Raw genomic sequence first — 12,364 nt, forward strand, 5'->3', positions numbered from 1 at the left:
CTGCAAGATCCCCAAATAGAGATTGTGGCGCGGGCTACGGAACCGAATTCACGAATTTGCTATACAGAATCCGGCCATACGATAAAGATGGTTTTGCCATGTTGGTGACCCAGCATCCTGTCTTTCGGCGCTTCTGGTATCCGGTGATGCCCCTCAGCCGATTGGAGCAGGGATCCCCGCAACCTTTCGAGCTGCTGGGAGAGAGGATCGTCCTTTGGCTGGACAAAGCCGGACAGCCCCAGGCAGCCGCAGATCGCTGCTGTCATCGGTCGGCGCAATTGTCCAAGGGAATCGTCTGTGATGACCATATCCGCTGCCCCTACCATGGGTGGGAGTTCGATGGCACGGGAGCCTGTGTCAAGGTGCCGCAACTGCCGGATCAGGCCCGCATCCCAGAGAGCTACCGCATTCCTGCCTATCTCTGCCAGGCCCGCTATGGCTATGCTTGGGTGTGCTTGCATCCCCAGCCTCTACGGGGGATCCCGGTCATCCCAGAAGCCGAGGATCCCAGTTACCGGCTCATCCACGAGTTCTACGAACGCTGGGAATGTGCCAGCTTGCGCATCTGCGAGAACGAGTTCGATGCCGCCCACATCAGCTTTGTACACCAGAACACCTTTGGCAGTATGGAAGACTTGGTACCCAGCCACTTCGAGGTCGAGGAGCTGGACTACGGGATCCGCACCCGCACAGTGCTCGGTGTAGCCAACCCAGAGCTGCAACAAAAAAACCTGGGCATTGCTGCCGCCAAAACCGAGCGCACCACCACTTCAACCTGGCATTTGCCCTTCACCAACCACCTTCACATCCGCTACCCCAATGGCCGCAGCCATGTCATCGTCAACATCCCCACCCCCATCAACGACCGAGCCTCCCAAGTGGTGCAGTTTTGTTTGCGCAACGACACCGAAGCCGATACCCCAGCCGCCGAGGTTATTCGCTTCGACCGGGCTGTAACTCTGGAAGATAAAGCCATTTTGGAGACCACGGATCCCGACGTTCCTCTCACCCTCAGCGCCGAGCAGCACATGCTCACCGATAAGCCCGGGATCCTGATGCGCAAGCAATTGGCGGCTCTGCTCAAAGCCCACAGCAGCTCCTCAAACCAGATTTTCTAGGCTGCGGGTGCCGGCGTAGCGGCTGTAGGCGTAGATCAACCCCAGGGTGAGGCCGGTGACCAAAAAGCTGAGGGCCGCCCCGAAAGGATAGTCCAGGCTGGAGCCAAACTGCAACTGAATCACATTCCCGATCAACAGCGTTTTGCTGCCCCCCAACAGATCCGGCACTACGAACATGCCGAAAGCCGGGATCCCCACCAGAATGAGGCCCGCCACCAGTCCAGGCAAGGTCTGGGGCAGAAGCACCCACCAAAAGACCTGCCAACCCTTGGCATAGAGATCCCGTGCCGCTTCCGCCAGCCGCCAATCGATGCGCTCCACCGCCGTGTACAGGGGCAAGACCATGTAGGGCAAAAACGTGTAGACCATGCCCAGATAAACCGCCAGCCAACTGGGATACAGAGCCGTTTGCGGTGGGATCCAGCCCAGCCAGGCCGCCAAGCGAGCCGGCCACCCTTCCGGGGCCAGCACCACCATCCAGGCATAGGTGCGGATCACCAGGTTCGTCCAAAAGGGCACCACCACCAAGGTGAGCAACAGATCCCGTTGTCGGGGTGGGTGGGCGGCAATGAAGAAAGCCAATGGGTAGGCCAGCAGCACGCAAAAAAAGGTGGTCACCCCCGCCACCAGCAGGCTGCGGCCCAAGATCTGCCAGTAGATGGGCGTCCATCCCAAGGGGCCAAAGCCGAGAATGCGCAGATAGTTCTCCAGGGTCAGGGGCAGTTGAATCTGGCCAAACTCCCCGCGGCTGAGAAAGCTGCACACCAACAGCAACAGCCCCGGCAGCACCAGAAAAACCATCACCCACAGCACCCCTGGCCCAGCAAAAATTAGGCTGCGCCCCAACTCCTGCCAAGGGGTGAGCAGCTCCCCAAATCGCACCTGGGCTTGGCCAGGGATCCACTTGCCCACAGGAGATGGCAGCTTCAACATCCAGTCTCCTCCTGACGGGGATCCGGTCGCAAACGGATTAGGCTTTTCGGGGGTAGGTGGGCCACCAGCGCTGCGCCGATCTCAAACCCTGCATCCTCAATATCGGTGTTGAGGGCCGTGGCCTTGAGCTGCTGACCTTGGCTTGTCCGCAACAGGTATTGGTTCTCAGCCCCAGTGTAGATGAGGTTTTCCACCCGCACCGGCACCTGGTTGGGCAGCAGATCCCAGCCGCTGCGAGAGAGCTGGATCTTTTCCGGGCGAATAGCCAATTGCACCGGTTCCGAGCTGGCCGGGATCCCCAAGACCTTCAGCTTTCCCAAGGGCGTATCCACACAGTCCGTCCCACAGGCGATCCCCTCGATCAGGTTGCTGGCCCCTAAAAAATCGGCTACGAAGGCCGTCGCCGGGCGCTCGTACACCTCATCGATAAGGCCCACTTGCTCAATGCGCCCCGCCCGCATCACCGCCACCCGGTCGCTGGTCACCAAAGCCTCTTCTTGGTCGTGGGTAACGAAAATAAAGGTCATGCCCAGGCGGCGCTGCAACTCGCACAACTGCACTTGAAGCTGCTTGCGCAACTTGGCATCCAAGGCCGACAGCGGCTCATCCAACAAGAGCACCTCCGGCTCATTCACCAAAGCCCGAGCTAAGGCCACCCGCTGCTGCTGTCCCCCCGACAGCTCATGGGGCTTCCGCTTGGCCAGAGCTGCAATCTCCACCAATTCCATAGCAGCCGCTACCCGCTTGCGCAGAGCTTCTCCCCGCACACCCCGCATGCGCAGGCCGAAGGCGATGTTGTCCTCCACCGTCATAAAAGGGAAAAGGGCATAGCTCTGAAACACCGTGTTGACGTTGCGCTTGTGGGCGGGCAGGTGGCCCACCGGGCGACCTCGAATCACCACTTCCCCAGCATCGGCCATCTCCAGGCCGGCCAGGATGCGCAGCAGGGTGGTCTTGCCACAGCCGGAAGGGCCCAGCAGGCCGAAAAACTCCCCCCGCCGAATGTTCAGCTCAATGCCATTGAGGGCCACAAAATCGCCAAAACGCTTGTAGAGGCCCGCCACTTCTACATCCCAGTCGGGATCCCGGACGGTGGAAGTACTGGAGATGACACTCGCGATCACAGTTGACAGCGCTGATAAAACCATCTAACCCAGTATGCAAGTCTCCGAGAAAATTGCAGTTATCCTCCACACCAGGGGCACCAGTTCCACGCTCAGCCCTGCAAACGGGGATCCCTGGCCGTAGCCTTTCCAGATGGGAAACGTTGGGAACAAAGGACTCCGTCTCGCTATCGCGAACGGCCCCATAATAGGGTATGCATGGGTTGCTGCCAAAACAGCTCCTGCCCCGGCCCTCAATAGGTATCAGGGATGGGATCCGCAGGTGTCGCGGGCTCCTGCATTGGCCAGACCCAATCCGTGAGGTCTTGAGAGGGGATCCCTTCCGGTAGCAGCCCATGGCAGCGGGAGCGAAACAGACAACTGTTGCAGCGCTCAGTGTGGGGGGTCATGGGAAAGTCTTGCGCCTCCAGTTGCCGCAGGTGGTTCAGAGTGGCTCTTAGGTGGGCCAGGTCTTGCTCATAGGCGGCGGCGCTGTAATACCGGTGGAAGGGCTGCTGCGGATGTTGCACATACCAAAAGGTCAGTTGCACCTGCTCCGGCTCAAAAGGGCCTTCCAGGGGCAGCTGCTGGGCCACCTCGCAGAGCAGCAGAGGGTAAAGGCGCACCTGCCAGTCTTGGGCCAACTGTTCATCGCGAGGACGTTGACGCTCAGTTTTCCAGTCCAGGATGTGCAGGGATCCGGGGATAATCACCAGCCGATCCAAACGGGCTATCAACTTAAAGCCCTCAATCCGTTGCCACAGGGGCAACTCCGCCAACACCCGTCCCTGGGGATGGGCATGGGAGCTGGCCAAGAACACCTGCCACCACTGCTGCACCCCTTCATCCAGGCCGGACAAACGCGGCTCCACCTGCCGCCCGCGGCTGTGCCACTCCACCAAACGGTGAAACTGCCGTCCGCGCCTCTGCTCCAGCTCGTGCTCAAAAACACTGGCAGCGGGCCAGATCAACCGCTCCAGGTACACATAGCGAAACAGGCGGGGGCAATGGTCCAGCAGGGCCAGTGAAGAGGCGGAGAGGTTGACCTGCTCAAAACTCAACTTCTCCAGAGAAGGGGCAGCAGGGATCCCAGACAAAGTGCTCTGCACCGCTGTCGCGAAGGGGAAGAGCTGGCAAGAGGGGGCTAAGTTCCACTGCTCTTAGGATACCCCCACCGCCACCAGGGGTCGCCCAGCGGAGGAGCTCATTTCCAACCTGCTCCAAATTTCCATCCTGCTGCTCCGCAACGCTTGCGCAGAAGGGCGTGGGCGGGATCTGGACTGCAACCGCCCGCTGGAGCTGGGATCCCTGTCGGGATGGCTAGACCCGGAACCGTCTGTGGTTGCGCTAGGTTCCCACCGGACTTGCCCAGACCCAGATGGCGACCATCCCATCCCAGAGCAACAGAAGCAGAGCAAAACATCCTAGGAGCCCGTACATCCAAGGCTGAACGTAGGGGCGCAGCCCGCCAATCTCCAGTTGAGCGTGCCGTCGAATCTCAGCCAACAGCTGCTTGAACCTGGTCACCCGCATCGGCAAAAGTACGCGATCCCCCCCTCGGCTGACCAAGTAATACACCATACCACCCTGGCTGGTGGAGCGGGGCTCAATGCGCTCGATATCGGCCCACCGGATCTGCCACTCCTGCCGCACAAAAGGCGGCACCCAACTGGGGTAGGTGGCCTGCATGCCCTCTTCGTCCAACTGAATCTGCTGGCTCAGGGATCCCAGGACTACCCCCCATCCCAGCAGCAGAGCAATCCAAAGGGATCCCAGCTCAAGAGGTGTTGCCTGTTGCCGAGCCAGCAGGATGGGTAGGGGCAGAACCAGTCCCCAGTACAGAGCCTGCACAGCGCAGCGAATTAAGGGAGAGATGGGGAAGGTCATCGTCGGCAAGATGAGGCTGGCTTTATCAAACTTAAGATAGCGCTAGATAGCGCTTAAAAAGGCACCTCCTCCTCCAAGGACTCCGTCCCGCTGAGGCGAACGGCAAGCTGAGAAGACTGCTCACGCCGGTAGGACGGATTCCTTACTGCATTGGGAAAGTCTACGGGATGAGGACTCCGCCCCGCTGACGCGGACGGCTCTGCTCCTGTTGGCGAGCCGTAGGTCTCACCGGAGAGCAGGTCAGGGGATCCCTCGGCTTCTATAGCCTCTATTGAGGAGAGCTCTTCCGTGGATCCCGTCACGTCAGACCCCAACACCCCTTCCAAATCCACCAAGCTGCCGTTGAAGTGGTCGGCAAAACGGCGGGCAATCTCCGCCAGCTCATGGGTTAGCTCGAAGGACTGCCCACCGTGCAGGGTGTCGCGGCGCTCTGCACGACTTGGAGAATCGGTCGCGACAGCGGTGCGGAGCACTTTGTTCGCACCGGCGGGAGAAAGTCCTTGGGTTGCCAAGCCGGCCACCTTGGGGCCACCCATAGGATTGTCCCGCTCAGGCTCTGGCGAAGGTGGGTTGGAGTCAGAAGGGGAATGTTGCTGTCGCCGGGCAAGGCCGTGGCTCTGCGGTTCTGCTCTGGGCTCCCTTGAGGAAGCACGACTGTTGGTGCTATCGCTCTGCAACCCCGGCGTGGTGACAGGATCTGGGGGGGCGGGGGGCAGGTCTGTTTCTCGGCTGAGCAGTGCCGAGGACTCCGCACCGCTGACGCGAATGGAAACATGCGGCCCGCTGGAGCGCTGCACAATCAAGTTGAGCTGCACAGGGCGCTGCAGCAGGTTGTGGAGCACCGACCGCAGTTCGGCTTCTTTGCTGCGCACTTTTTCCACCAGACCCTTGCTGGGAAAGGCGAGGGTAATTGCTTCAGGAGTCTCTTGGTGCAGGTGGCCGGATCCCATCAGAGCCTTGGTGAGGGGAGAGAGGCGCTTGAGGAACTCGTCCCAGTGGGGGCGCAGCAGCTTGACTGTGGCGGCGTCCCTTGCCGGTTCTCTGGGCTGCTCCGAGGACTCCGTCCGAGTAGCGCGATCTGCCTTCTGGCTCGACGCAACAGCAGGGGAGGCTGAAGGCCCAACAGTTAATTCATCTATCTCACCAACAGTTGATGGGCTTGATGGGCTGATGGTCGCAGCAGGGGCCGGAGGGGCTGTCCCGTCCGGGGGAGTTCTCTGGGGTGCAGGAGATAGGTCAAGGGCTGGGAAACGACTCCGTTCCGCTGAATCCTCAGCCACCATGCTTGGGCGCAGCTGGCCCAGCAGATCCACTAGGGCAATTTCCAACCACAGTTGGGGCTGTCCGCTTTGACGAATTTGCGGCTCACACTGGCGCAGATGGCTCTGGGCTGCCAGCAGTATCTCCACCGAGTAGCGAGGGGCCCGTTGCTGCAGGGCTGCCCAGGTGGAGTCCGTTACAGCCACCAACTCCCGTTGCTGGGGGGCTGTCTTGACCAGCAGCAGATCCCGGTAAAGGGCCACCAAGTTCTGCAACAGGGCTAAGGGCTCTTTGCCCCGCTCCAACAATTGCCGAGTTTGGCTGAGCACCGCCTGCACATCCTGAGCCAGCAGCGCATCCATCAGAGCCAAAAGCTGCTGTTCCGGGATCCCGCCCACCAAGTCCCAAACCGCCTCCGGGGTGATGGATCCTTCCAAGAGGCTGAGCTGGTCCAGCAGGCGTTCGGCGTCCCTCAGGCCCCCTTGGGAAAGTTGGGCCACCAGTTGCAGCGCCTCCGGCGTGATAGGGATCCCTTCTTGGGCGGCGATCTTGCCCAGGTGGGCCACCATGTCGTCGAGGGGGATGCGGCGGAAGTCAAACCGCTGACAGCGGGAAACAATGGTGGGCAAAACCCGCTGCGGGTCAGTGGTGGCCAGGACAAATACCACGCGGGGGGGCGGCTCTTCAAGAGTTTTCAGCAAGGCGTTGAAGGCCGCATTGCTGAGCATGTGGCACTCGTCGATGACATAGACTTTGTAGCGGCTGTTCACCGGGGCAAACTGGGCCCGCTCGATCAGCTCGCGGATGTTGTCTACGCCGGTGTTGCTGGCCGCGTCAATCTCGAGAACATCCAGGGAGGCTCCCGCAGTGATGGCGCGGCATTGGCTGCACGCCTGGCAGGGATCCGGCGTCGGCCCCTGTTCACAATTCAAAGACTTGGCCAAGATGCGGGCGCTGGAGGTTTTTCCCGTGCCCCGCGGCCCGCAGAACAAATAGGCAGGCGCCACCCGCCCCAGCCGGATGGCATTGGCCAGCGTTTGCACCACCGCTCCTTGGCCGACCACATCGGCAAAGCGCTGCGGGCGGTATTTTAAATGCAGGGGTTCATAGTTGCCAGCGGTGGCCATTTCCGGGATCTCCAAGCAAGCAGCGCCCCAACCGGAACCGCGCAAGAGCTCTGCTCTGCTGACGCGATCCCACCGGGGCTCTCCTATTCTGGCTTCTCGATGGCGGGATCCCTCCCTGCCCATCAAGAGCAGGGCTGGACACCAGGGGGGGAGACCGGCAGAGCTTTTGTGCTCCGCTCCGCTGAGGACTTGGGATCCCGGCGACGCAGAGAGGGAAGCTGGGGCAGTTGCACTCTCCAGCCGGGCGAGTCAAGCTGATCCATGTGCTGCACGCGGTAGCTGAGCTGGTACAACTCCTTCCTAAGCTGGCGATTCTCGGCCTGGATGGCGGCGATGCGCTCGCGAATGGGCTGAAGGCGGGCCTGCAGCTTGCGCCGGTAGAGCTCTGGCAACTCTTGAATCATCTGCTCCAGCAACTGCTTCTCTTGGTAAAGCTGCTCAATCTCCGCCTCATAGCTGCGAATTTGCCGGTGTTGCTTTTCTTGGCGCAGCTCCAGAAGGTCTACCTGGCCCTGCAAGATGCGATTGCGCTCTCGCAAAAGCTGGATTTCCTGCTCCCGCGCAGCCAGAGCTTGGGCAAACTCCGTCTCGCCAACGCAGCCTGCTTCCTGCATCGTTTCTCCCTCAACCCACCCGTACATGGCTACCCTCCGTCCCACCGGGGCGTAGGGGATCCCCTATCCGTCACTGTATCCGGCCTGCCGAGGTGAGGCAAATGGCCTCTCTAACGCCAAAGCCTGCTTCACCTGGGCTTCCAGCTCGGCCAGGGATCCGGAGTTGTCCAGCACCACATCGGCACGGCGCACTTTTTCCGCCAAAGGCCACTGGCTGGCGATGCGAGCTTCGATTTCTGCCGGTGTAAGAAGATCCCGGCGAGCAAGGCGTTGCCGCTGCTGCTCTGGGGTGCAAGTCACCACCCAAATCTCGCTGGCCCAATTTTCCATGTGGGCTTCAAACAGCAACGGGATCATCAGACAAACGGTTTGAGATCCCTGGGCAGAGGAAAACCCTGGCCCGCTGTTCTTTTGGGAACCAGGCCCTTCCTCAAGCAACACGCCATGCGCCTCAGAGCTCTGCTCCGCTAACCCGAACAGAAAATCTTGCAGTTGAGCTTTAACAAAAGGGTGGATCTGGGCCTCTAGCCAAGCCCGCTCGGCAGCATCGGCAAACACGATCTGGCCCAACTGCCGGCGATCCAGATCTCCAGAGGGCGTTTGGATGGCCTTTCCATAGCGTTCCAGCACCCTGTCTCGAATAGGGGATCCCAATGCCAAAGCCTGGCGGGCCATTTGATCGGCATCGGCCACCGGGATCCCGTGCTGCTCCAAGATGCGGGCGACCGTGGATTTGCCCGTGCCCACTCCGCCTGTCAGGCCGATGATTCGCATAGCTGTCGTGGTTACGGTTTAGCTTGCTGGGGTAGAGGGGCGCTGCCAGGGTAAAGCCAGTTGAAGGTTTTTCTTCAAGGGGAGGCCGTTTTTGCAGCCAGCGGAGAAGAACGGTGCTCTGCCGCAGCCGGCAAAGGAGAGCTGGGCGGCAGCAGGCTATACTCAAAGCCCTCCACCAAGGCCCGACAGGAGGCTTCGATGATGTTGGTGGAAACCCCCACCGTGGTCCAGCGGCGGTGACCGTCGCTAAACTCCACCAGCACGCGCGTTTTGGCCGAGGTGCCGGCTCGCCCATCCAAAATGCGCACCTTGTAATCAGACAGGTGAATCGCCTCCAGTTGGGGATAGAACTCCAGCAGCGCCTTGCGCAACGCCCCATCCAGAGCGGCCACCGGCCCATTGCCTTCCGCCGCCGTCACCCGAGTCTGCCCCTGCACCGCGATTTTCACCGCTGCCAACGATTGCACATCCGTTGCCTCGCCACTGGGATCCCGGTCTTTGCTGTTCCAATCGGAGCGTGTGGTGGTCGTCACGTTGAAGCTGAGCACTTCAAACGGATGCGAGCGCTGACCCAACAACCCCCTCACCAACAGCTCAAAGCTGGCCTCAGCAGCCTCAAACTGATAGCCCTGCAGCTCCAAAGTTTTCAGCCGCTCCAAAATCAAGCGCGCCTGTGGATCCGACTTCTCCAGCCGGATCCCGAATCCGGCCATTTTGTGGAGGATGTTGCTCAGCCCCGCCTGTTCCGAGACCACAATGCGGCGACAGTTGCCCACTTGCTCCGGGGCGATGTGCTCGTAGGTGAGGGGGTTTTTCTGAACGGCGCTGACGTGGATCCCGCCCTTGTGGGCAAAGGCCGATAGGCCCACAAACGGAGCATGGTCATCCGGGGCCAAATTGACCACCTCGCTGATGGAGCGGGAGATCTCCGTCAGGTGTTGCAGCTTCTCTTGCGGCAGACAGCGATAGCCCAGCTTCAGTTGCAAGTTGGGAATGACGCTGCACAGGTCGGCATTGCCGCAGCGTTCCCCATAGCCGTTGATGGTGCCCTGCACCATGCGCGCCCCTGCCTGCACCGCCGCCAGGGCATTGGCCACAGCAGTGCCGGAGTCGTTGTGGGTGTGGATCCCTAGGGGCAAGTGCTGCAGGTGATGGGATTCTGCCAAGACAGCTGCCGTGATCGCCGCAATCTCGTGGGGCAGGGATCCGCCATTGGTATCGCAGAGAACCAGCCACTCTGCCCCTGCCTCGGCAGCCGCCACCAGGGTTTGCAGGGCATAGTCGGGGTTGTGGCGGTAGGCGTCGAACCAGTGCTCGGCATCGTAGATGACCCGCCGCCCCTGGGATCCCAAGTAGGCAATGGTATCCCGGATCATAGCCAGGTTTTCCTGCAGCGTGGTGCCCAGGCCCTCGGTGACGTGGAGATCCCAAGACTTGCCGAAGACGGTTATATAGCGGGTGCCCGCCGCCAAAATGGCCTGCAGCATGGGATCGTCTGCCGCCCGCCGCCCCGGCTTGCGGGTAGAACAAAAAGCCACCAGCTCGGCTTGCTCTAGGGGCTCTTCCCGCATCTGCCAGAAAAACTGCACATCTTTGGGATTGGCTCCCGGCCAACCCCCTTCAATGAACGGGATCCCCAGGCGATCCAACAGCTTGGCAATCTGTAACTTGTCTTGCACCGACAGCGATAGCCCCTCTCGCTGGGCCCCATCCCGCAGTGTGGTGTCGTAGAGAGTGATGGTGGCTGAGCAACCCAGATCAATCTTCATATCGCATCAGTTTCTTGTAAAAGGCGGTGGAGAAATCCGGCGGTTGTCCGCGCTGCACCAAAGCGACCACATCGATTAGATGATCCACAAACTCGTAGTTGGCAATGGAGAGCTGATAGGTGAGATCTGCATCCTGAGCAAAGATCACCTGAACCACCGTCAGATCCGAGGGCAACGGGGACATGTGCCAACTGGCCAAGAAGCGGACAGGCCCCTCTCCCTCGATGGCCCTCTGCCCTTCCAGGCTGGCTTTTTTGTAGAGGCCCACCGCGAGGGCTAGGTACTGTCGGCGGGCAACGGCGTAATAGGGCTGATAAACGGCCACTTCTGGCGGGCTGGCGGGTTCAAGTTGCAAAGCCATGGTGCGCTAGGAGAGGGGTACCGCTTTTTCTAAGTTTCATGAAGTTCTGCAAGATAGGTGGGATCCCTATAACCAAGTAGATATCTCTGCATTGGCTGTAGCAAGTGTCGCCGGAAAAAGCTGTGAGGTCAATTGTGGCAGAGAACCCAGAAAAAATTATAAGGGGCCACTGCAACCCATTTCATTCAGCGTATCGCGAAGCGGTGCGGTTCCCGGTAGGGTGCCGGAGGCATAGCACCATCGCGACAGCAGGTCAGCGGACTACGGATAGATTGCCCAATTGTCTACTTTTCCTTGAGGGATCCCGCATCCCATGCTGGGGAGAAGCGTTGGAAAGTCGGGGATCTCTGGGAAAGAATAGAAAGAGGGGGGATCCCTGCCCCTGATAGCAACCGGCTTTTCTCCTGCCGGCGGTGGCGAGACGGTGCCCTTGCTTGGTTCTCCAAACGTTTGGCATCTCCTGGCTTCATGAACACAACCCAAGACCCAACCGCTTCTCGTCTCGACCTTCTCCCCCCGGGAGAGGGAGGAACAACGGCCAACCTCCTGCTGGAGTGGGATCCCGTCCTGCAGCGCAAGTTCCAGCAGCTTGTCCAGATCTTCGCCGAGATGGAGCAGGTCTTGGTGGCCTACTCTGGGGGGGTTGATAGCAGCCTGGTGGCCAAGTTGGCCTGCGATCAGCTGGGGGAGCGGGCCCTGGCTGTCACCGCTGCTTCTCCTTCGCTGCTGCCCGAAGATTTGGAAGAAGCAATTCAGCAGGCTCGGCAAATCGGGATCCGCCATCAGATCGTCGAAACCCACGAGCTGGAGGATCCGAGCTACGCTGCCAACCCTGTTAACCGGTGTTACTTCTGCAAAAGTCACTTGCACGATACCTTGCGCCTGTTGGCCCAAGCCCAGGGATATAACCATGTGGTGGATGGTCTCAATGCCGACGATCTGGCCGATTACCGACCGGGGACACAGGCAGCTCGGGAGCGCGGCGTGCGTTCCCCTTTGGCGGAGGTGGGGATGAGCAAGCTGGAGGTGCGGCAATTGTCTCGCCACCTGGGGCTGTCTTGGTGGGATAAACCGGCCCAACCCTGCCTCAGCTCTCGCTTTCCCTACGGGGAGGCAATCACCCCTGAGAAGCTGCGTCGGGTGGGAGCGGCAGAGCGCTATTTGCGCAGCTTGGGTTGGCGGCAGGTCAGGGTGCGCTCGGAGAAGGACACCGCCCGCATCGAACTTCCTCCGGATCAGATCGTGGAGTTTGTGCAGAAAACCAATCTGGAAGCGCTGGTCAAGGCCCTGCAATCCTTCGGCTATCTCTATGTCAGTCTCGATTTGGAGGGCTACCGCAGCGGCAAGCTCAACCGAGTCCTCAACCTTTCCCAGTTGGCCACAAGCTAGCGGGCTGGGGAAGCCGTAGGGGATCTGTG

General features: G+C 60.4%; 11 protein-coding genes. 2 read left to right on the forward strand and 9 right to left on the reverse strand.

The window, feature by feature from the left end; translation table 11 throughout:
• The first annotated feature begins 98 nt into the window (after positions 1 to 98).
• Positions 99 to 1,118: an aromatic ring-hydroxylating dioxygenase subunit alpha gene (locus tag ACVWY8_RS02140; protein ID WP_414374929.1), complete on the forward strand. Its 1,020-nt coding sequence runs from the start codon at positions 99 to 101 to the stop codon at positions 1,116 to 1,118.
• Here the strand turns inward: ACVWY8_RS02140 and ACVWY8_RS02145 are convergent.
• From ACVWY8_RS02145 to ebsA, 9 genes are all read right to left on the reverse strand, one after another.
• Positions 1,101 to 2,051, reverse strand: a complete 951-nt coding sequence (locus ACVWY8_RS02145) for an ABC transporter permease (RefSeq protein ID WP_457392044.1) — start codon at positions 2,049 to 2,051, stop codon at positions 1,101 to 1,103. The two genes, ACVWY8_RS02140 and ACVWY8_RS02145, sit on opposite strands and share 18 nt — an antisense overlap.
• Positions 2,045 to 3,199, reverse strand: coding sequence for an ABC transporter ATP-binding protein (locus tag ACVWY8_RS02150; protein ID WP_457392041.1), 1,155 nt, complete (start codon positions 3,197 to 3,199; stop codon positions 2,045 to 2,047). The genes ACVWY8_RS02145 and ACVWY8_RS02150 overlap by 7 nt, the downstream gene beginning before the upstream one ends.
• 209 nt (positions 3,200 to 3,408) lie before the next feature.
• Positions 3,409 to 4,263 (reverse strand): PD-(D/E)XK nuclease family protein, encoded by an 855-nt coding sequence (locus ACVWY8_RS02155; RefSeq protein WP_457392039.1) that lies wholly within the window; start codon positions 4,261 to 4,263, stop codon positions 3,409 to 3,411.
• Positions 4,264 to 4,501: 238 nt separating this feature from the next.
• Positions 4,502 to 5,041, reverse strand: a complete 540-nt coding sequence (locus ACVWY8_RS02160; protein WP_414331790.1) for a hypothetical protein — start codon at positions 5,039 to 5,041, stop codon at positions 4,502 to 4,504.
• A gap of 53 nt (positions 5,042 to 5,094) precedes the next feature.
• The gene (locus ACVWY8_RS02165) at positions 5,095 to 7,428 is read right to left on the reverse strand and encodes a DNA polymerase III subunit gamma/tau (RefSeq protein WP_457392677.1); all 2,334 of its coding nucleotides are present in this window, start codon (positions 7,426 to 7,428) and stop codon (positions 5,095 to 5,097) included.
• A 122-nt stretch (positions 7,429 to 7,550) separates the two neighbouring features.
• The gene (locus ACVWY8_RS02170; RefSeq protein ID WP_457392037.1) at positions 7,551 to 8,069 is read right to left on the reverse strand and encodes a hypothetical protein; all 519 of its coding nucleotides are present in this window, start codon (positions 8,067 to 8,069) and stop codon (positions 7,551 to 7,553) included.
• A gap of 36 nt (positions 8,070 to 8,105) precedes the next feature.
• Positions 8,106 to 8,816 carry a dephospho-CoA kinase gene (gene coaE / locus ACVWY8_RS02175; protein ID WP_457392034.1) on the reverse strand — a complete coding sequence of 237 codons (711 nt, stop codon included), beginning with the start codon at positions 8,814 to 8,816 and terminating at the stop codon, positions 8,106 to 8,108.
• Positions 8,817 to 8,890: 74 nt separating this feature from the next.
• Positions 8,891 to 10,585, reverse strand: a complete 1,695-nt coding sequence (cimA, locus tag ACVWY8_RS02180) for a citramalate synthase (RefSeq protein WP_457392031.1) — start codon at positions 10,583 to 10,585, stop codon at positions 8,891 to 8,893.
• Entirely contained in the window at positions 10,575 to 10,946 is a 372-nt protein-coding gene (gene ebsA, locus ACVWY8_RS02185; RefSeq protein ID WP_414408956.1) for a type IV pilus biogenesis protein EbsA, read from the reverse strand. The genes cimA and ebsA overlap by 11 nt, the downstream gene beginning before the upstream one ends.
• A 468-nt stretch (positions 10,947 to 11,414) precedes the next feature.
• Here ebsA and larE point away from each other — a divergent pair, with 468 nt between their 5' ends.
• Positions 11,415 to 12,335, forward strand: a complete 921-nt coding sequence (larE, locus tag ACVWY8_RS02190; RefSeq protein ID WP_011432933.1) for an ATP-dependent sacrificial sulfur transferase LarE — start codon at positions 11,415 to 11,417, stop codon at positions 12,333 to 12,335.
• The last annotated feature ends 29 nt before the right edge of the window (positions 12,336 to 12,364 follow it).

It is taken from the genome of Thermostichus sp. OS-CIW-32 (genome assembly GCF_054060415.1).